Origin of the sequence: Bacillus sp. 1780r2a1, from assembly GCA_024134725.1 — a bacterium.
Classification (GTDB): Bacteria; Bacillota; Bacilli; order Bacillales; family Bacillaceae_H; genus Priestia; species Priestia aryabhattai_A.
In genome coordinates, this window is the sequence record CP099863.1 from 496,929 (window position 1) to 517,890 (window position 20,962).

Annotated in this window: 19 protein-coding genes; 10 read left to right on the forward strand and 9 right to left on the reverse strand. The window is 37.6% G+C overall.

The genetic code is table 11. The features are described 5' to 3' along the window. Window positions 1-92 precede the first annotated feature (92 nt). The 3 genes from NIZ91_02620 to NIZ91_02630 form a co-directional block, all read right to left on the reverse strand. Window positions 93-1,472, reverse strand: coding sequence for a HAMP domain-containing histidine kinase (locus tag NIZ91_02620; GenBank protein ID USY55598.1), 1,380 nt, complete (start codon window positions 1,470-1,472; stop codon window positions 93-95). After that, on the reverse strand, window positions 1,469-2,149 hold the full coding sequence (locus NIZ91_02625; GenBank protein USY55599.1) for a response regulator transcription factor: 681 nt from the start codon (window positions 2,147-2,149) through the stop codon (window positions 1,469-1,471). The genes NIZ91_02620 and NIZ91_02625 overlap by 4 nt, the downstream gene beginning before the upstream one ends. A 729-nt stretch (window positions 2,150-2,878) precedes the next feature. Beyond that, window positions 2,879-3,313 carry a hypothetical protein gene (locus NIZ91_02630; GenBank protein USY55600.1) on the reverse strand — a complete coding sequence of 145 codons (435 nt, stop codon included), beginning with the start codon at window positions 3,311-3,313 and terminating at the stop codon, window positions 2,879-2,881. Between the two features lie 91 nt (window positions 3,314-3,404). Here NIZ91_02630 and NIZ91_02635 point away from each other — a divergent pair, with 91 nt between their 5' ends. The 3 genes from NIZ91_02635 (at window position 3,405) to NIZ91_02645 (ending at window position 5,688) form a co-directional block, all read left to right on the forward strand. Continuing rightward, a complete protein-coding gene (locus NIZ91_02635; protein ID USY55601.1) occupies window positions 3,405-3,953 on the forward strand; it encodes a TetR/AcrR family transcriptional regulator in 549 nt (182 codons plus the stop codon). A 135-nt stretch (window positions 3,954-4,088) separates the two neighbouring features. Beyond that, on the forward strand, window positions 4,089-4,760 hold the full coding sequence (locus NIZ91_02640) for an NAD(P)H-dependent oxidoreductase (GenBank protein ID USY55602.1): 672 nt from the start codon (window positions 4,089-4,091) through the stop codon (window positions 4,758-4,760). 304 nt (window positions 4,761-5,064) lie between these two features. Continuing rightward, window positions 5,065-5,688 carry a LysE family translocator gene (locus NIZ91_02645; protein ID USY55603.1) on the forward strand — a complete coding sequence of 208 codons (624 nt, stop codon included), beginning with the start codon at window positions 5,065-5,067 and terminating at the stop codon, window positions 5,686-5,688. 71 nt (window positions 5,689-5,759) lie between these two features. Here the strand turns inward: NIZ91_02645 and NIZ91_02650 are convergent, their stop codons facing one another. After that, window positions 5,760-6,191 carry a YfmQ family protein gene (locus NIZ91_02650; GenBank protein USY55604.1) on the reverse strand — a complete coding sequence of 144 codons (432 nt, stop codon included), beginning with the start codon at window positions 6,189-6,191 and terminating at the stop codon, window positions 5,760-5,762. Window positions 6,192-6,432: 241 nt separating this feature from the next. On the opposite strand from NIZ91_02650, the gene NIZ91_02655 reads away from it, so the two are divergent. Continuing rightward, window positions 6,433-7,062 carry a nitroreductase family protein gene (locus NIZ91_02655; GenBank protein USY55605.1) on the forward strand — a complete coding sequence of 210 codons (630 nt, stop codon included), beginning with the start codon at window positions 6,433-6,435 and terminating at the stop codon, window positions 7,060-7,062. Window positions 7,063-7,113: 51 nt separating this feature from the next. Here NIZ91_02655 and NIZ91_02660 read toward each other — a convergent pair whose 3' ends face one another. Then, entirely contained in the window at window positions 7,114-8,034 is a 921-nt protein-coding gene (locus tag NIZ91_02660; protein ID USY55606.1) for a methyl-accepting chemotaxis protein, read from the reverse strand. A gap of 159 nt (window positions 8,035-8,193) precedes the next feature. Between NIZ91_02660 and NIZ91_02665 the strand changes: the two genes are divergently transcribed. The 3 genes from NIZ91_02665 (at window position 8,194) to NIZ91_02675 (ending at window position 13,729) form a co-directional block, all read left to right on the forward strand. Continuing rightward, window positions 8,194-8,802: an SAM-dependent methyltransferase gene (locus NIZ91_02665; protein ID USY55607.1), complete on the forward strand. Its 609-nt coding sequence runs from the start codon at window positions 8,194-8,196 to the stop codon at window positions 8,800-8,802. 429 nt (window positions 8,803-9,231) lie between these two features. Continuing rightward, complete coding sequence (locus NIZ91_02670; protein USY55608.1) at window positions 9,232-10,746, forward strand: BCCT family transporter; 1,515 nt, start codon at window positions 9,232-9,234, stop codon at window positions 10,744-10,746. Between the two features lie 193 nt (window positions 10,747-10,939). Further along, a complete protein-coding gene (locus tag NIZ91_02675; GenBank protein ID USY55609.1) occupies window positions 10,940-13,729 on the forward strand; it encodes a GTPase domain-containing protein in 2,790 nt (929 codons plus the stop codon). 418 nt (window positions 13,730-14,147) lie between these two features. Here the strand turns inward: NIZ91_02675 and NIZ91_02680 are convergent, their stop codons facing one another. The 4 genes from NIZ91_02680 to NIZ91_02695 form a co-directional block, all read right to left on the reverse strand. After that, window positions 14,148-14,276 carry a YfhE family protein gene (locus NIZ91_02680; GenBank protein USY55610.1) on the reverse strand — a complete coding sequence of 43 codons (129 nt, stop codon included), beginning with the start codon at window positions 14,274-14,276 and terminating at the stop codon, window positions 14,148-14,150. Window positions 14,277-14,387: 111 nt separating this feature from the next. Continuing rightward, window positions 14,388-14,948, reverse strand: coding sequence for a GNAT family N-acetyltransferase (locus NIZ91_02685; protein ID USY55611.1), 561 nt, complete (start codon window positions 14,946-14,948; stop codon window positions 14,388-14,390). 252 nt (window positions 14,949-15,200) lie between these two features. Then, window positions 15,201-16,328 (reverse strand): amidohydrolase, encoded by a 1,128-nt coding sequence (locus NIZ91_02690; GenBank protein ID USY55612.1) that lies wholly within the window; start codon window positions 16,326-16,328, stop codon window positions 15,201-15,203. Between the two features lie 33 nt (window positions 16,329-16,361). Then, complete coding sequence (locus tag NIZ91_02695; protein ID USY55613.1) at window positions 16,362-17,264, reverse strand: TIGR01777 family oxidoreductase; 903 nt, start codon at window positions 17,262-17,264, stop codon at window positions 16,362-16,364. A 291-nt stretch (window positions 17,265-17,555) separates the two neighbouring features. Between NIZ91_02695 and NIZ91_02700 the strand changes: the two genes are divergently transcribed. The 3 genes from NIZ91_02700 to NIZ91_02710 all read left to right on the forward strand — a co-directional run bounded on the left by NIZ91_02700 (window position 17,556) and on the right by NIZ91_02710 (window position 20,960). Further along, window positions 17,556-18,581 (forward strand): LacI family transcriptional regulator, encoded by a 1,026-nt coding sequence (locus tag NIZ91_02700; protein ID USY55614.1) that lies wholly within the window; start codon window positions 17,556-17,558, stop codon window positions 18,579-18,581. Window positions 18,582-18,689: 108 nt separating this feature from the next. Continuing rightward, on the forward strand, window positions 18,690-19,994 hold the full coding sequence (locus NIZ91_02705) for an ABC transporter substrate-binding protein (GenBank protein ID USY55615.1): 1,305 nt from the start codon (window positions 18,690-18,692) through the stop codon (window positions 19,992-19,994). A gap of 66 nt (window positions 19,995-20,060) precedes the next feature. Continuing rightward, entirely contained in the window at window positions 20,061-20,960 is a 900-nt protein-coding gene (locus tag NIZ91_02710) for a sugar ABC transporter permease (protein ID USY55616.1), read from the forward strand. Window positions 20,961-20,962 lie beyond the last annotated feature (2 nt).

Consider the following 20,962-nt stretch of genomic DNA (forward strand, 5'->3'; position numbering starts at 1 on the left):
TGATTTCGTACTTTTAGTGTATAAGCCTTTTATGAATGGACCATGAACGGAAGGTTACAAATGAAAAAAGCCACATCCAGTGGGATGTAGCTTCAGGAGATGGGAAGTTCAATTTGAAATAACGTGCCTTTTCCTTCTTGACTGTCTACCGTAATTTCTCCGTTATGAAGCTTCACAATTGTTGAAACAATTGAAAGCCCAAGCCCAGTTCCTTCTACGGTTTGTGAACGAGCGGTATCAGCACGATAAAAGCGATCAAAGATACGCTTTTCCTGTGAAGTGCTTAAACCAATTCCTGTATCTTGGAACGAGACTATCAAATAATCATCAGCAACTTTCATTGAAACATCAATCGTTCCACCTGGTTTATTATATTTCATCGCATTTGTTAATAGGTTATCCCACACCGTGCTTAGCAGCGAAGGGTCTCCTACAATCGTAATGTCTGGAAGAGAATAAGTAATCATCAATTCTCGTTCACGAATTGCCCATTGGTGCGTTTGAATTAAATCTTCAATTTGCTTTCCGATATGAAAGCGTTGAGGCTTCATAATATCTTCGTTTCGATCAAGGGAAGCAAGAAGCAACAGCTGTTGGGTTAAAATCGATAATCGAGTAATTTCACTATTAATAACGGAGATATATTGCCTTTTTTCATCGTTTGTTAAGTTTTCTTGTTCCAAAAGGCCGGTATACCCTTTAATAGTGGACAGTGGAGATTGAATGTCATGAGAGATATTTGAAATAAATTCTTTTCGCATCTCATCAAGCTGTTCTAACTTTTGAGCCATTTGTAAAAAGCTTTTTGAGAGTTCACCAAGCTCATCGTTTCGCTTCATTTGAAGCTTAGGCTGGAAGTTTCCAGCCGCTAATACTTTTGTGGCTGCTGTTAGGCTCGAAATCGGTTTTACCAAATAGTTCGTACTAAATAAAACAAGAATAATACTAAGTAAAATAGTAAGTGCCAATAGCCATGCTAGCAATAGATGCATTTCATTGAACAAAAGCTTGATGTCTGGTCGTAAAAAGAGGGCATACGACTTACTGTCATGCGTAATTGGAACACCGATTGTATTGGTAAGTTCATTTGCAAAAAAGCCTGTTACAAACGTTTGCTTGGGGAACTGGCGCATTCCATGATAGATATCACCATTTAAAACCTTTGCTTTCACTTCATTTTTTAATGCTGTATCTCGGAATGCTGCTCCGAAAAAATGATCGCGTTCATCTGTATCAACAAGATAAATTTGATAGCCTACTTCAGCGATATTCTCAAGGTAATTCGTCAATTGAATATTTGGGTTTTCATTGATGAACTCAGCAATATCGAGAGCAATCTCTGTATTCTTAGCATCGTTTGATGGCTTTAGCTTTTGCTGGTAGTAAAGGTTTGAACCTAAAAAAGCTAATACACTGCTAAGCACCATAATGCTAGCGGTAACAACAACAAATTTACTATAAAGAGATTTCATGATTGTTTTGTCTCCAACGAATAGCCAACTCCACGGACCGTTTTGATATGAAAGTCGTCTGTCAAACCGGCAAAGCGCTCCCGCAGACGCTTAATGTGAACATCTACAGTTCTCGAGTCTCCTTCATAATCAAGGCCCCATACATGTTCAATTAAATTTTCTCTGGAAAAAACGCGCATCGAATTAGTGGCGAGAAAAGCAAGTAGCTCAAATTCTCGCAGGGGTAAAAGCAGTGTTTTTGTTCTCACCTTGACTTCGTAGCTCTTCTTATTAATGCTTGTCTGTCCTAACTTAATAACGAAAGCATCTTCTTCCTTGTCATATCTTCGTAAGAGCGCTTGAATCCTAAACAGTAGCTCTTTTGGTTCAAACGGCTTTACGAGATAATCATCTGTTCCAGCTGAAAAGCCTTGTTCTTTATCTTCAATCTGGCTCTTTGCAGTGAGCAAAATAACGGGAATATCGTATAAGCGACGAATTTCTCTCGTCAGGGTATAGCCATCTACAAAAGGCATCATTACATCAACGACTGCTAAATTAACGTTTTCCTTCTGTAACCTTTCTAGCGCTTCGCTTCCATGCTTCGCTTGTAACACATCATAACCAGCTTGTGATAGGTGAATAGTTACAAGCTTAAGAATATGTAAATCATCATCGACAAGTAGAATTTTTTTCATAGTAGTTCCTCGTTTTCTTTTGAAAAATCTTGTGTCTTAAACATATCGTTTGAGGAAGGAATTTTCAACTGCAGAAGAAGGGCTATAACTTAGAGCGTATGCCCCAAATGACAAGAAGTCCAATGTTAACTGGTAGGCTCAATGCTAAGAAAAGAGGAAAATATCGCTTTGGCTCGTCACCAAATTCTAAAGTAGCAATCAATTCAATAACGAGGTTACCGCATGTGATACACAACATAATGATTAGATAAGAAACGACGTACTCTTGAAAGAGGCGGGTGAACATAGGAGAAAGTAGAAGTAGAATCTTAAGCTACTGAAATGTTCCTCTATAAAATAGATTTAACCTTTTTAAGGACGACTCTGTCTGCATATGTTATTCTCCTTTACAAGAATCTTCTGTTTTGTGGTAACACTATGTAACAAGGGAACAAAAGATAAGATTTGAAAGGTTGAGATGAGAGATACGTAAGAATTATTCTCTCCAACAAAAAAGTGCACAGAATGTTAGGTGTTTTTGTAGATGTAAGGAAGGAAAACAAATTGAATGTATTAGTAGCCATGAATAAAGCAACTTCTTGTAAGATCCAGAGCTATCGTAGAATGAAAGCAATAATACTAATTCATCAACGTTTGGCAGTGAAAGTTGAATTCCTGTCACTGAAAACTAAAGAACACCGTGTAAAAGTTTAGTTGGAATTACTTCTACACGGTTTTTTTTATAAGAATTTATATATCTCTGCGCCAAGCCTCAACAAAAGCAGCTGTAAGAAACGTGCACGCTCCCCATAGAATCCAAGCAGCTCCAAGTGTAATTTCATCGTAGGAAGAACCGTACAAAGTTGGCCCCCATGTGATAAAAATCCCGTCAAAAAAAGTGGCAACTGCTAGACCAAAGCTAACACCGGGCACAATTTGTGGAGCGGATAAGCCAACTAGTTTAACCATGAACCTAACAGATAGCCAAGAAATAAGAATTCCAGCTCCAAATGAGAAAATGCTAGCAGTTGGTCCGAAAAAACCAAAAGCAGAACCAAACTTAACACACATTGCACCGACAAACCAAAAAATAACACCTACAGCTGTTAGTAAAAATATTTGCTTTTGGGTTAATAGATACGGCTTATCTCTTGAAAAAGTAACGCTTTTAACAGGCTGACTCATGTACATAACCTCCAAGTATAATTATGTAGTGTTTGCTACATAATTAAAATGTAGCATATACTACATAAAAACACAAGAAGGAACTGATCGCATGAAAAAAGGAGAAAAAAGAAAAAATCAGATCGTTCAAGATATATCAATATATATTCTTGAAAATGGGGTGCAAACAGCTACTTTACGAAATTTAGCAGAAGCTGCAAGCACGAGTGATCGCATGCTCATGCACTATTTTAGGGATAAGGAAGAACTACTAACAGTAGCTTTAAATTCTATTACTGATGAGTTCATTACAATATTGGATAGTGCACGCACAGAGCAAAAAAATTTTGTTGATTTACTACCTTATCTACGCGAAATGATGAAACACCCGGGCATTAAACCCTACATTAAGCTATGCTTAGAGCTTGCTGCTATTGCAGCAAAAAAAGAAGAACCTTTTTACTCAGTTGGAAATCAAATGTGTGCTACATTTTTGGACTGTATTACACGAGAAATTAAGGTGGATAGTGAAGAGGAGCGAGACGAGCTATCTGCTCTTACGCTAGTGATGATTGAAGGGTTTGTTTTTTTAGATGCGCTTGATTACCATGAACAGATTGACAAATCAATTAAAGGTATTGGTCGACTCATAAAGGGTTAAAAATAAATAATTCGTTTAAGCTTCATCGTAAAGTCGGTGAAGTGACAATTATTAAAAGCTAAATAGTTGTATTCTGTAATCAAATTCATTACCATGACACATAGAAATTGATTAGAGAAGAAAGGTGGATGTATCATGAGCAACGAAGCAAAGAAACAAGAAATTCTAGATGCGTTTCATTTTCGTCACGCAACGAAAGAGTTTGATTCGACAAAGAAAGTGTCAGATGAAGACTTTCGTTTCATTATGGAAACAGGGCGTTTATCTCCAAGTTCATTAGGTTATGAGGCATGGAAGTTTTTAGTGATTGAGAACGAAGACCTAAAACGTCGCTTGAAAGAAGTTTCATGGGGCGCGCAAGGACAACTGCCAACAGCAAGTCATTTTGTTATCATTCTAGCGCGTACGGATGCACGCTATGACTCAGAATACGCAATGAATCATCAAAAAAAGGTTAAAGAGATGCCAGAAGATGTGTTAGAGTCGGTTTTACCACGATTCAGAGCGTTCCAAGAAGAAGACGCTCGTTTATTTGAAAGTGACCGTTCGCTGTTTGACTGGGCAAGTAAGCAAACGTATATCGCACTTGGAAACATGATGACAGCAGCAGCGCAAATTGGTGTTGATTCTTGTCCAATTGAAGGCTTTAATTATGAAAAAACGCATGAGCTTTTAAAAGAGCAAGGACTTCTTGAGAATGGCCAATACGATATCTCTGTTATGGTTGCATTTGGTTACCGTCTTGAAAATCCACAGCGTGAGAAAACAAGAAGAGAATTTGACGATGTAGTGCAGTGGGTAAAATAAGTCATAGTAAAAAGCAGCTTCTATTATAAGATGCTGCTTTTTTTGTTTGAATATATGTTAAAATATAGAAAAAGGGTGATGGACTATTAAAAAAATAACAAATCTTCAAAGGCTATCTGTTATTTCTTCTGTCGTACTTGTCGTAGGAGCATCACTTGTGTTTTCAGAGTCCTACTTTAATAATAAAGAGCTGCGTACGCTAACGAACTCTTGTTTTGATAGTGGTGGAATGCCCAATGTTGAGCTAGGAACGCTCAATGCAGTATTGTCGTTTGAATGCAAATAATACATAGGAGTTTTGACAATGGATTTCTTAATTTGGCTATCTTTTTTAGGAGCAGCTCTATTGCTTACAATTATGCCAGGGCCAGACAATTTATTTGTGCTTGCTCAGAGTATTTCTAATGGGAAAAATGCGGGTATTGCGACGTCGTTTGGTTTATGTACAGGTCTAATTGTTCATATTTCAGCGACGATTTTAGGCGTAAGCGCACTTTTATATCAATCGTCTATTGCATTTTCTATCATTAAATATGCAGGTGCCGCTTATTTACTGTATTTAGCTTATAAAGCATTTACAGCAAAAAGTTCTCCTTTAGAGGTAGAGAAGACTCAACAAGTAAGCTATGGTGCACTCTACAAAAAAGGAATTATCATGAATATCTTGAACCCAAAGGTATCCCTGTTTTTTCTGGCATTTTTACCACAGTTTGTTACTGATAGCCATGGAAGTGCAGCATTTCAAATGCTCGTATATGGCATTACGTTTTTAGTTCAAGCGCTTTTTGTCTTTGTATTAATCAGTTTATTTGCTGGAAAAGTAGGAACAGTCTTACGTAAACGGCCAGCTGTTTCACGAAACGTTAACTGGATTGAAGGCTCGCTATTTGCACTGATTGGATTAAAGATTGCGCTGAGCGAAAAGTGAATGTACTACGCGCTATTTGATTTATTCTTTACTACCAAAAACACCAAGGTGAACATACACCTTGGTGTTTTTTATGATACATACATGTTTGTTTGAAATTCGTCTGAAAGCATGCGATAAGCGAGTACTTTCTTTTTAAATTTTTTCACTACATCCACATGATCGCTGTAGCTGTATATAAACAGTTCAAAGGTATGCTTGCCGTGTACACTGTGAATAATAACGGGAGTTTCATTTTGCTCAAGGTTGAGATAGTGAGTTCGATTCCCATCGTGTACGTAGTACTGATCTAGAAACGTCGCTTTGTTAAAGGCTTCAATAATTTGTGTTTTCTCTTCACCTTCAATTGTGCTGCCATTTCTCTTCACAACAGCTGAATCTATCGATAAGGTAGGGTGTAGCTTAAATTTACCGTGAAGCCACTCTACGACTGGGGTAGGAAGGCATGTAATTAAAAGTTTAAGAGCGCTGACAACAACAATAACAATAACTGTCCAGAACATCTTATGTCATCTCCAATAATTAAAAGTAAGAATGCATCCTTTATTTTACCACGGAATAAATGCACAAATTTAGTCTATTATGTGAAGGTTTTTATCAGAAAATATTTTTAATTTATTTCGAGAGGCTAATTATTTTACAAAACGAGAAAATGAGAGTAAGGTAGTAAAAGTTGCATTAATAAAAGTAGATAACTTTAAGTAAGCACTTATATAAAAATAACCATAAGAGGAGAGATTTAACATGCAAACAACAAATGACTTCAATAAAATTTTAAAAGAGCGACGTTCAATTAAACGCTACGATCCAACTGTAAAAATCAGTCGCGAGGAAATGGAAGAAATTCTAACTGTGGCAACAACTGCACCATCTTCAGTTAACATGCAGCCATGGCGCTTTTTAGTAATTGAAAGCGATGAAGCAAAAGCACAGCTTGCAGAGCTTGCGAAGTTTAACAGTACTCAAGTTGAAACATCTGCAGCTGTTATTGCGGTATTTGGAGATATTCAAAACGTTGAATACTTCGATGAAATTTATGACAAGGCAGTAGAAGTAGGCTATATGCCAAAAGACGTAAAAGACAATATTAAACAAGCATTTTCTTCATACTTTGAAACAATTTCAACTGAAGATATGAAAGATGTTGTCTTAATTGACGGTGGGCTTGTATCTATGCAAATCATGCTAGCAGCACGTGCCTACGGATATGATACAAACCCAATTGGTGGATATGAAAAAGAGAAGGTAACAGAAGTGTTCGGAATGGATAAAGAACGACATGTACCAGTGATGCTTATTTCAATCGGTAAAGCAGCTGATGAAGGTCATCCATCAGTTCGTTTACCAATCAATCGCGTAGCAGAGTGGAAATAATAGTGGAAAAGCCTGAGATAGTTCTCAGGCTTTTTTTAGTATAAAACGTCCTTATGCTTCTAACAGTTTTGTTAGCGCTTTAGTTTGTGTTTCCAAGTACTCAGCATCTTCATCAATTGAGACAAATTTAGCAATTGCTTTTTCAATTTGTTCTCTACTTAATTTAATTGCTTTTTCAGAAGCGTTCGTCTCGTTTAAAATGGTGTGTACAACCGATGTTATTTCTTCTACTTTATTGTGAACCTCTTTTGCTGATTCGTTTGCTCGGGTAGCTAAATGGCGCACTTCTTTTGCAACTACATCGAATCCTTTTCCATGTTCACCAGCATGAGCTGCTTGAATGGCTGCGTTTAATGCGAGTAAGTTCGTTTGGCTCGCGATATCTTGAATCGTTTTGACCATACCACGAATAGAGTCTGTTTGGGTTTGAAGCTCAGACAGTATATCCATATTTTTTTTCACATCTTCGACAATATGCTGAATGCAAGCAGACATGTGCTGAACTGTAGTAATTCCTTCTTCCGCTTTTTTCTTTAAGCTTTCAGACATGAAGTCTAGATCATTAACAAGATGAGATGTAGTTTGTTCACGCTTTGTGATATTTGTAGCAACTTTAATAACAGCTTCTACCTCATTCCGTTCAGTTAAGACTGGAGTATAAGTTGCTTCTAGCCATAAAAGCTCTCCGTGCTTTGTGATTCGTTGAATCTTTTCTTGAAACGCTTTACCTAATCGTAGGTTGTGCCAAAGCTGGGCATATTCCATACTGTTATAAAATGAAGGTGTGCAAAAAGAACGGTGGTTCATTCCAATCATTTCATCGCACCCGTATCCAAGTGTTTGAGCAAAAAGCTGGTTAACCCAAAGGACATTGCCGTTTAAATCGAATTCAATCATCGCTAAAGACTTTTCTAGCGCAGCGAGGACTGAATCTTGTTTCAGCACCTGTGTGCTAGTATTTATATTTATCATTACATGCGCTCCTTTTAAACAAACTCTCTTTACTATTTCGACTATTTTTACTCAAAATCAAGCTATTTGAAATAAAATTATTTTAAATCAGGAGAATGAGGTTTGAAAGAATAAGAAAGTAGGTATTAATGTATGGGGCAAATAAAAAGGAGTATTAACATGACGGATCATTTTTATGACGAGTTGTTAAATATACAAACAATTGGAAATCAAAAAGGCTTTTACGATTCACTGCATTATCATCGCTATGAGCCTACACCATACAAAGGTCTTGACCAGTTATTTGCGAAGGTATCGCTAAGCTCTTCGGATCGAGTTGTCGACTTTGGGTGTGGAAAAGGGCGATTAAATTTTTATCTACATTATCGTTATCAAGCATCTGTAGTGGGTGTTGAGATGAATGAAGAATTTTATAAAGAAGCGCTTCTCAATAAGCAAAGTTACTTGAAGAAATATCACCACCGCCGAGCTGAGCTGTCTTTTCAATGCTGCTTAGCAGAAGAATATGAGATTGATATTCGAGATACTGTCTTTTACTTTTTTAACCCGTTTTCCATTCAGATTTTTATGAAAGTCGTTGGGAATATCTTAGATTCAGTGGGAAACAGCTATCGGCCCGTAACTATTATTCTTTACTATAGCTCAGAGGATTACACGGATTTTTTAACTCGGCGCACGCCATTCCAGCTGAAAGAAGAAATTGAAATTCAAGGTTTATCACTACGAAATTCACTCGAAAGATTTTTAGTGTACGAACTCAAATATTAAAGGGTGCACAGGCAAGGTGTAAACGAATATGCTTAAAAAACAGACATTCTTGTAGAGATATGTTACTATATACTATGGCAATACACCAATCCCCCTTATTACCTAGAGAACGTAATGCTAAAAAGCATGCCCACGAAAAAGCAAGTATAAACTTCTTCACCATACAACCAGTTCTATAAATTCCAAGTCAACAAACCTTCCTGTATATGTAAAGTGCAGGTAGGTCTTGGTTGCTTAGTGTTACATGAGGAATATTAGCTAAGTAAAAATGATGTAGCTTAAGTACGTCTTAACGCAATCTTTAAGGGTTAGTTATTATTGCTTCATAAAAAAATATTGTTTTCTATTTGGTTTTGCATATTGTTTGTGTTCTCCAATTGAAGTAAAGCCCTCTGCGAATTTATCAAAGATGGGAGTTTTTAATTTCAAATGAAAAAAGTTTCAACAGTTTTTTATGTTTCGATTGCCATCATGGCATTATTAGTTATTTTTGGTGTGAGTGCACCTAAAACGCTTGAAAGCGTAACGGGAGCCATTCAAGGTTTTATTACTGATTCATTTGGTTGGTATTATTTAATTGTGGTGTCTTTGTTTGTATTGGTTTGTTTGTATTTATTAGTAAGTCCGATTGGTCGAATTAAACTCGGGAAACAGGAGGACAAGCCTGAGTTTTCACGCCCAACCTGGCTTGCCATGCTTTTTAGTGCAGGAATGGGAATCGGTCTTGTGTTCTGGGGCACAGCTGAACCTATTAGTCATTATGCGATCAGCTCTCCAACAGGAGGAGTAGGGACAGACGCAGGTCTGCAAGACGCAATGCGCTTTACGTTCTTCCACTGGGGAATTCATGCGTGGGCTATTTATGGTATTGTTGCGATGTGTCTAGCATACTTTACGTTTCGAAAAGGAGAGCGTGGATTAATCAGCGCAACATTGAAGCCAATTTTAGGGAAATATGCAGATGGCGTACTTGGTAAAATTATTGACGTTATTGCAGTTATTGCCACTGTCATTGGTGTAGCGACAACGCTTGGGTTTGGTGCGGTTCAAATTAACGGTGGTTTATCTTATTTGTTTGATGTACCATCCAATATTGTCACGCAATTCATTATTATTCTTGTGGTGACAGTGTTATTTATTATCTCAGCTTTAACGGGATTAGGAAAAGGTATTAAGATTTTAAGTAATACGAATATGATTTTAGCATTTGCTTTATTTGCATTAATGTTTATATTAGGTCCAACGCTATTTACGCTAAATATCTTTACGGATACACTTGGGAAGTATTTGCAAACATTAGTGAACATGAGCTTCCGTATTGCACCATTAAATGAAGAAGGCCGTCAGTGGATTAACGGCTGGACGATTTTCTATTGGGCTTGGTGGATTGCATGGTCACCGTTTGTTGGAATCTTTATTGCACGCGTATCAAAAGGTCGTACAATTCGTGAGTTCGTTATCTTTGTGTTAATGGTACCTTCTCTAATTGGTTTCCTGTGGTTCTCTGTATTTGGAGGATCTGCGTTAACGTTAGAACGTAATGGTATTGCACAAATTTCAAAGCTGGCAACAGAAGAATCTCTGTTTGGTGTTTTTGCAAACTATCCGCTAGCAACCCTTATGTCAATTTTAGCGATTATTCTTGTTGCTACATTCTTTATTACATCAGCAGACTCAGGTACGTTTGTGCTTGGAATGATGACAACAAATGGTTCACAAAACCCAGCAAACAGCGTTAAGCTTGTTTGGGGAATTACGCTTACAGTTATTGCGCTAGTGCTTTTATACTCTGGCGGACTTCAAGCGTTACAAAATACCATGATTATAGCAGCGCTACCGTTCTCTGCCGTAATGGCTTTAATGACGGCTAGTCTATTAAAGGATTTAAACAAAGAGGCAAAAGCGCTTGGCATTGGTCAAATTAAAAAGAAAAAAACATCATAACTAGTAAAAAAGCATAGTGAATGATCATCACTATGCTTTTTTTATTATCAGGTTGATAGGTTAATTGAAAAAAAGGTTACAATTCAGCAATTGACATGCAAATGAAATTTTTCTTACGGAGATTTCTGTTAAAATAATAGGAAGAAATCATTGGAAATGTTGAATTTCTATACATAGATGGAGGAATAGATGAATGACAATTGAAAGGCATTTAATTCAGAAGGAGTACTATGAAACCTTGCTTTCAGAAGAAAATTTATCTAATCCAATTATGGCGTTAGGTGAAGCGCTTTTGGAAGAGCAAAAGCAAGAGTTTTATGAACTATCATTTATTCGTTTTTCCCAAGGGGAAGTCTATTTTCATAACAAAGACTTTGAGGCAGCTATTTATAAGTGGGAAAATGTAAGTGGAGAACTTGAGTTATGGGCAAAGAAAAATATTGGGGATGCTTACTATGAGCTTGGACTCTTATCGATTGCTGAAGAGGTGTACACCGCTATCGATTCGGAATCTAGCACGCTCACAGCAGAAGTTGGGTTAAAGCTATTCTCGTTATATAAAGAGCAGCAAAATTCGGAGCGATCTTATGAAATAATAAAAAAACTTGTATCAACTCAGCCTAGTTATCCGAACGTTACCGCGTTAGCACGAGAATTTTACGAAGAGCAGAGCGACTGGACAAGCGCCGTAGAGCTGGCTGTGGACGAAGCAATTCGTACTGAATCGTTAAAATGGTTTGATACATTAAAGAAATATGTCGATAAAGGTTATACAAAATCATTCGCACCCGATTATTTTTATCAGGCCCTTATTACCTTCTATAAAGTCGATCAGCTACATTTTAAGCAGCTGGTTTGTGGCTTGTGGAAGAGCTACGTTGGTCAAGACTCATACCTAGCTTGGGTCAAAACTATTAATAACATTTTCTTAAATGTAGAAGTAGGTTTATATGAATACTGGCAAGAAATTTCTCGCCTGTATGAAGAGACGTATAGAGAGCTGATTAATGGCCAATACGCAATGCGTGATCTTCATGACGTTGTGCCACATTTGCTTGCTAACTGGTTAAAAGTTACGAGTCAAGCACGCTCTTTATTTCCTTCGGCTGCTATCTTGGCATGGAATGAGCAGTTTACATCATCAATTGCTTCACCTGCTTTACAAGAAGCAGAGCGTCTCGTTTTTGAATCATCAAGTGATATAGATGGCTTAACGTACTTCCTTGAACTCGGTGAAAATATTACGAAGTGGGGAAGACGTCATGGACTTGAAGTGGGTTATAAGTTTAATTGGCTAGCCAGTTCATTTGCAGATTTAAAAACGAAATACGTTATGGTGGCGGGTGCGGTGCAAAGTGATAAAGCCTCAATTGTTAATGCTATATTAAACGAGCATGTAGCAGGCGGGAATAATGTACCAATCTTAGTCTCCCATGATGAAGAATTTAAAGTGAATCAGCGTTCGTCAAAAGAAATCAATACGAGTACAGAGTGGCATTCTTTTAGTAAGTTGAAGGAAGTAAGCGAAGCTGATACGTGCTTAGAAGTTCGAGTGCCAAATCGCTTTTTACAAGATCAGCACTACAGTATCATTGATATTCCAGGCTTTAAAGGGCAAATGGATGAAGCTCAGTATATGTTTGAGTATATTCCTATTGCAGACGGGTTACTATTTGTGCTGGATGCAAATCAGCCTTTTACAGAAAAAGAGCGAGATATGTTGTTAGTCGTGAAAAAGCAAGCACCAGAGCTTCCTATTCACTTCGTATTAAACAAAATAAATGCACTGGAAGATGAGCGCGAAATGGAGCGTTTTGTTGAAGAAACGTCTGCTTTTATTCACGCTGACTTTCCAGAAGCAAGCATTCTACCGTATGCTTCGGTATACGAGCTAGATGAGCGAGGTAGCATAGCTCGATTTATGAAAGAAAATTTCCGATTCACTAGCCGCCAAGATAACCAGGAGCGTCGCATTAGCAATTTATTAACGTTTATTCGCAAAACGCTTTCTGATTTATTAAAACAGCGTGCGGAGCAGGAGAGTGGATACGTGCAAGCTATTCACTGGAATGAAGATATGCTTGTTCGCGTTAACGGTTTTATTAATACGCTAGAAGATAAAGAAAGCGAAGCTGTTCACGAGCTGGTAAACGTGTATCAAGGGATTAAAGATCAAATGAAGCAAGCGTTAACGAATAACCTTCCTAAGTTGCTGCGTGAGTGTTCTAGTATGCTAAGCGAAGAGAGTGATTTCCGTCGAATACACCTGGAACTAAACAAGAAGATGAACGAGAAAATTCAAGAGTATATTGAAAAGGAACTTTTACCAGAGTTTAGAGCGTCACTGCATGAGTGGATGAAGCAGTGCAATGATCATTTTCAAGACATGCAATCTTACATTGAAGATATGGGGAATAGCTTCAATGAAATGTATGAAAAAGAACGCTTTTTGCTCCAGTGTGATTTTAAAGTACTGGATGATTGGAAACGTGATATCAATCGAATGACAACGCGCATGCAGTTAGAAGAAGAAAACATCTTCTTACGCGTGAATCCAGCGCAATTTCTCTTAAAAAGTGCAGGAAAGATTTTTGGCTCGTTCTCGCAAAATAAAACGATGCTTTATAATCAGTACAAAAAGTATATTGAAAATGAAGAGTATGAAGATGTTACGGCATCTGTACTAAATAAGTTTTTCCTACAATTTGATTTATTTGAGAAGTCTCTGGAAGTGGATATTCATCTTTTCTTTGAGCCACCTATCCAAGAGCTGCACGGAGCAGTTGAAGAATCTCATGAAACAATTGATTGCAGTAAGGATGCACTTAATGAGATGAAGGAAAGTCTGACGGTGTATAGTGACCCACTTTCTGTATTCCAATTACGTCTTCGTCAATATGAGATCATGCTCCAGGCGAAAGAAAACGTAACCTATGAAGAAATTAAGTCTACTAATGTTAATCATTCTGAGTCATATGCATAACAAAAAGGCAGGGAAACCTGCCTTTTTATTATGCAGGTCATAATATTGTAAGAAAGTAAAAAAGTAGAGGAGGTAAGGATGTTTAGCATAATAGTTATCCACAGTAGAAAAATAATGAAAGTGCATACAAAATGAGGATATTAACAGAGTTATACACATTATCAACAATAATTCTGAAAATTCCTATAAAATATTCACATTGTTATACCAGGTCATAGCGGTTGTTAAATGGAGTTATTAACGACTTATGCACATTATCCACATATATGTTAGTAAGTTATGTGTATATCTTTTACTGTGCATAATGAGAGTTTATATGTGGAATGTCTTCTTACTGACATAGCAATTTATTATTGTTAAAAAATAACCGCATATAAAAAGAAGGCACCTGTATAAGCTGCCTTCTCTTGCTAAGAGGTTAATGCCTAGATTGCTTTTTAGTATAGCCACCAGCTTGGTCTGCTAACTTAAATTCATGAGAATACGTTACTTCTTGTGCGCTTCGTAGTGTACTTTTCGTTTTTTCATGACGCTTTTTATCAGCCATTAAAATCCCTCCAAGTAGTTCATTTCTGTACTAAGTTTCACCAACTTTGGTACTTTTTAAACCAATAGTCAAACATAAAAAAAGAGCTATCCATGGAGATGGATTTGCTCTCTACGCTTCTTTTAACTGGTGATCTTCATGAACTTCTTGCTCGTGGCGCATATAGTAAAGTGTATATAAATCCTTTGGGATTTCATATAAGTCATATACTTCTTCATTTCGGTTGATCTCATCGTATAAGCTTTTTCTTGTTTCATTAGCAAGGACTGCATAAGGTAGCTTTTCAGCTGCTTTCAGCGAGCGGATATTTACTTTTCGAATTCGCATAAATACGCGCTCAATCTCTAGTTCAAAAAAGAGTTCGTTAAAGAATGCTTCTTTAGCAAGCTGATTATATCCCTTACCATGATATGGTTTGCCTAACCAAGTACCTAAAAAGCCAGCTTGGTCTTCCACGTCAAATAGGTTAATAGTGCCGATTGGGTTACCCCATTCGTCCAAAATTGTACGTGAGATTACTTCCCCGTGCTCTTCTGCTTCCATTGTTTGCTTCGTCACGAACAAAAACTCTTCTTGAGAATACGCTTTATGACGAACAAAAGGGAAGACATCTGGATGCGTCATTAGGTCATAAAGAGATTGACAGTCTTGTAGGTCACGTTTTCTTAACATAACTTTTCCCTCCTGAATGAGGGCATACAAAGGACCTTCAAGTCCCCACCCTCGAAATTTTTTAGTAGTAAAAAAAATTTCGGGGTGGGAATCGAACCCACTAGAACCAGTTACCTGGTGGCGCACCATTTGCCTTCCCATTACAAGTCAACGATTTCAAATGTTAACAAGTGATGTGTATAAATTTGTTTTCTTCATATGTTTCTGTACGTATCATACTAAAAAAACTTGAAAAAGAAAATAGTTATTTTGTTAATTTTTTTTAAATAATATCTTTCCATTAATCATTGTTACCAACGGCTTAGCTAGGTAGTGAAAAGGGTGATAATTCCACAGTACTAAATCAGCGTCTTTATTACGTTCAATGCTGCCCACGCGGTGATCAACGCGCAGGTTTCTGGCTGCTGCAATGGTAATACCTTCAAGTGCTTTTTGTTCATCTAACCCTTCTCTTACGGCAATGGAAGCACAGATGTTTAAATATTGGATAGGCGTGTAGGGGTGGTCAGTTGTAATGGACACTTCGACACCTTGATTCCAGAGTGCTTGATAAGTTTCCCAGCTTTTATTTTTGAGCTCAATCTTTGAGCGTCTTGTTAACGTAGGTCCAACGCAAACCTTTAGGTTTCTAGCAGCTAATTCGTGAGCAATCAAATGACCTTCCGTGCAGTGCTCAATACGGATATCTAAATTAAATTCATCTGCAAAACGTAAAGCAGATAAAATATCGTCTGCACGATGAGCATGAATTCGAACAGGAATTTCACGTCGTAAAGCCTGCACAAGAGGCTTAATTCGTAAACTATCGGTATTGTCACAGTGTTTTGCTTCATAGAATGCTTCGCGAAGCATTCCCATAATACCCATGCGAGTGATTGATTCTTTATTGCCATGACTGTGAATGCGTTTAGGGTTTTCACCAAGCGCGATTTTCAAGCCAGCAGTTTCTTGGATGAGCATGTTTGAAATGTTGGTACCAGTAGTTTTAATTACAGAAGTTGTGCCGCCAATTACGTTTGCGCTTCCTGGCATAATATGAGCGGTTGTAATGCCGTACTGAACCGCATCTTTAAATGCAGAATCAAGCGGGTGTACGCTATCCAGTGCTCGAATATGTGGAGTGAGAGGTTCGATGGTTTCATTTGCATCGTTACCAGCCCAACCCGTGCCTTCGTCATAAAGTCCAAGGTGTGTATGAACATCAATAAATCCTGGAAATAAGTATTGGTTTTTACAATCAACGACTTCCACTTGCAGAGGAGGCTGTAAGTTCGGCCCAACATCTTTGATTTTTCCATTAGCAACAAGTACGTCGCAGTTAGGTATTGCCTGTGATGTAATTGGATAAACTGTAGCATTTTTAAATAATGTCGCTTTCATAGCAAACTCCTTATCTGATACATTCATACACCGTTATAATAAATCTTGTAATGCATCTTCTAATTTAGTATATGTAAAATGGTAGTTGTGTTGAATCATTTTTTCAGGAATTACGCGCTGCCCTTCTAAAATAATCATACTCATCTCGCCAAGCATGAGTTTCAAGCCAAAACTAGGGGCAGGAAGCCAGTGAGGACGGTGCAAAACTGCGCCAACAGTTTGGCCAAACTCTTTCATTTGGACAGGGGTAGGGGCTGTGACGTTAACAGGTCCTTGAATGTCTTGATTCACTATTGCAAACTGAATTATTTCGACAACGTCTTTAATGTGGACCCATGAAAGCCACTGATTTCCTGAGCCAACTGTTCCTCCAGCAAAAAAGCGATAAGGCAAGGCAATCATTGACAATGCACCACCGTCTTTTCCTAAGATAACACCAAAGCGCGTAAATACAGTGCGAATTCCTAAATCCTCAGCTTTTGATGCTTCTGCTTCCCATACTTTAACCGTCTCAGCTAAAAAGTCATGCCCAACGGATGGAGACGTTTCTGTGAAAGTATCTTGCTCGGCTGTTCCGTAATAACCTACAGCGCTTGCGTTAATATAAGCAGAAGGTTTTACCTCTAAGCTCTCCATAATTCGAATGATTTCACGAGTAGAAGAAATTCGACTTTGGACAATCGCTTGTTTTCGTTCTTCTGTCCATCTACCGCTATTTAACGAAACACCTGCTAGATTAATAAAGGCATCAGCTTTCTGAATAACGTTTTCAGGGCTAGCATTTTCTTTTAGCCATTCTACATAATGAAGGTTAGGATCGTGAGAGGGTTTATTGGCGTTCCGAGTTAACACGTACACCTCATGCTGTTTTTTTAATAAATCTTGTACGAGTGCTTTTCCCACAAAACCTGTACCGCCAGCAATCACAACTTTCATTTTCATTCCTCCTTTTTGATAAATACCATCTAATACTAGTTCTATTGTTTACCAAAATAATGGTTTCAATCATTGTTCTTATATTAGTACTTATAGTTATAAAACCCTTTCTTTTGTAGAGAAAAACATTTCTTTTTATAAAACCATATACAGAAAACTTTATAAAACATTCAAAGAAATGTTTAGTAGTTGATTTTATTTTTTGAAAATTTTAAAATAAGTATTGTCTATATAAAATGAATACGTTATAATGACGCTATCGAAAGCGCTTTCGTAAAAGAGGAGAAAACAATGGTTACAATTTATGATGTTGCAAAGAAAACAGGTTTTTCAAGTACAACCGTATCAAAAGCTTTAAATAACTATTCAGACGTTAGTGAAAAAACGAAGCAAGAAATTTTACGCGCTGCAGCTGAGATGGGCTATTTACCTAATTCCAATGCTCAATCGCTTTCTACAAAAAAATCTTATATGATTGGCGTTGTGTTTGCTGAAGAAAACGGCGTTGGTATGAAGCATCCGTTCTTTAACGCTGTGATTGAAAGTTTTAGAAAGCATGCAGAGCGTGAAGGATACGACCTCATCTTTGCTTCACGAAATTTGCGCAATCGTGATGTTAGTTATTTGGAACATTTTATGTACCGTGGCGTAGATGGGATTATTGTATTTTGTTCACGAGCTGATGATTCTCAAATTCAAGATTTAATTAATAGCAAGCTTCCTATTGTTGTTATTGATATGATGGAAGCACCATGCAGTACGGTGTATTCCGATAATGTGGAAGGAGGAAAGCTAGCCGTTCAATATTTACATTCGCTCGGTCATAAAAGAATTGCTCACATTGCAGGAAGCTTTATAAATGCTGTGGGAGAAGCAAGGGCAGAAGGATACAAGAAGGCAATGCAAGAAATGGGCTTATCAATTCGAGACGGTTATTTAGTAGACGGTGGTTTCTTTTCAATTGAAGAAGGAAAGCTAGCAATGAATAAGCTTTTAGATTTAGAGGTTCAGCCAACAGCAGTATTTACAGCTGGTGATCATATGGCAATTGGAGCAATCGAAGCCATAAAAGAGCGAGGGCTTGGAGTACCAGAGGATATCTCAATTATTGGGTTTGATGATATTGATATGGCGCAGTATATTACCCCGAAATTGACAACGATTAGGCAAGATACGGATTTAATGGGAGAGCAAGCTGCACAAATCTTAATTGAACAAATTACTCAAAAGAAAAAGGTAATTTCATCTAACATCATTCCAGTTGAGCTTGTCTGTCGAGAAAGCTGTCTAGCATTAAAAGAAAAAAATAATAGCTAATATTATTTTTTACAGTAAATCGAAAGCGGTTTCGATTTACTTATTTTTAACTTATTTCCGAAACCGCTTTCGCGAAGACTTTATGTGATAGAGAAGGAGGAGAAAGAGATGAAAAAGCAGGGGATTTTTTTCATGGTCATGGTGTTACTTTGCGGCGTGCTGGGTGCTTGTTCGAGCGGTAATAAGGCATCGGGCGATAAAGATGTGGATTTACGAATTTGGTCATTCACTGATGAATTAAAAAAGCCAATCAAAACATTTGAAGAAAAGAATGGTGTGAAAGTAGAACTAACAATCGTACCAATCGCAGATTATCCAACAAAGCTGAAGCCTGTACTCGAAAGTGGAGTAGGAGCACCTGATGTATTTACAGGAGAAATTGCGTTTTTAAAACAATGGGTGGACGCTGGGTATTGGGAAAACTTATCCCAGGATCCTTACAACGTAGATAAGATGGAAGACAAATATGTACCTTACACGTTTGATTTAGGAAAAGACAAAGAGGGTAATGTACGCGCTGTTTCTTGGCAAACAACACCTGGAGGGATTTACTATAAGCGTAGTATTGCAAAAGAAGTGCTTGGCACGGATGATCCAAATCAGGTAGGAAGCATGTTAAATTCAATGGAAAACTTGTTTAAAGTAGCAGAGAAAATGAAAGAAAAAGGGTATCGTATGTTCCCAGATGAAGGTGCGCTGCGCTGGTTTGCTCAAGGGACAAATCCTCAGCCATGGGTGAATAAAGACAACGAATTAAAGCTTACAAAAGAGCGCATCGAATATATGGATTATGCAAAGGAGTTACGTGCAAAGAACTATACGGCATTAGCACCTGAATGGTCACCATCTTGGCTGGAATCAATGGATAAGAAGGTAAAAGTAAAAGAAAACGGTCAGCAAATTGAAACGGAAGTATTCTCATATGTACTGCCAACTTGGGGACTGCACAGCGTATTAAAGCCTAACGTAAAAGATTCAGCTGGAGATTGGGCCGTTACTAATGGACCAACGCCTTATTTTTGGGGGGGCACTTGGCTTGGAGTGTACAGTAAATCTGAAAACAAAGAGCTAGCATATAAGTTTGTCAAAATGATGACGCAAGAAGATAAGTTTCTAACGGACTGGGCAAAGGAGACAGGAGATGTATTATCTTACCTTCCAGTAACGGATCAAATTAAAAGCGATTTCAGCGACGAATTTTTAGGTGGACAAAACAACTATGAATTTTTCTTGAAACAATCAGAAGAGATTGATGCAGGGATTGTAACAAAATATGACCAGCAAATTGATACTCTTTTTGGTAACGCTGTCAGAGAATATGTAGAAGGTAAAAAATCGAAGAATGAAGCTATTAAAGAATTTTATGAAAAAGTAAAAAACGCATACCCAGATATTACTGTGCCAAAGAGCTAATTAAATAGGGGTGACACTTGGCGCTGGGTGTCGCCCCCTTTAAAAATTGAGAAAGAAGGTAGAGGGATGAACAAAGTAAATCGATATGGATATCTTTTTATAGCCCCCTTTTGGATTGTTTTTTTAATCTTCAGCATCTACCCCGTAGGACTGACGTTTTATTATAGCTTTACAAACTACACCGGCAGCGGAACTCCTGATGTTGTTGGATTAACCAACTATACGCGCTTATTTACGGATCAATACTTTGTGGAAGCTTTTTTTAATACATGGAAAATTTGGGGAGTAAACTTTGTTTTACAAATTGGAATCGCGCTACTGCTAGCAGCAATATTCTCCGATATGCGCGTCAAAATGAAAGGGTTGGCATTCTTTCGTTCCATTTTTTACTTGCCAAATTTAATCACAATCAGTTCCGTTGCGCTTTTATTTGGTATTTTACTAGATTGGCAGCATGGGTCATTAAATATGGTATTAATGAGTTTGGGAATTATCTCTGAGCCCATTAACTGGCTTAATAACCCGACAACGGCTCAGCTTTCGGTGTCTCTTATTTTAACGTGGATGTGGTTTGGGCATTCATTTATCGTCGTGATGGCAGGGGTGTCTGGTATTTCACGAGATTACTATGAAGCCGCTCTAATTGATGGAGCTAACCGCTGGCAAACGTTTACGAAAATCACGCTACCATTATTAAAGCCAATTTTACTATATATCATGATTACGTCTCTTATTGGTGGCCTACAGCTATTTGATTTACCAATGTTACTAACGGATGGAGTTGGTTCTCCAGATGGTGCTCTAAATACGATGGTGCTCTATTTATATAATCAAGCTTTTAAATACAATAACTACGGCTATGCATCAGCAGTTGCCTACGGATTATTTATCATTACCGTTATTTTCTCTATTTTTGTCTTCAAAGGAATGTACGGTAGCCAAAATAAAAAGGAAAAGCAGGTGTAATC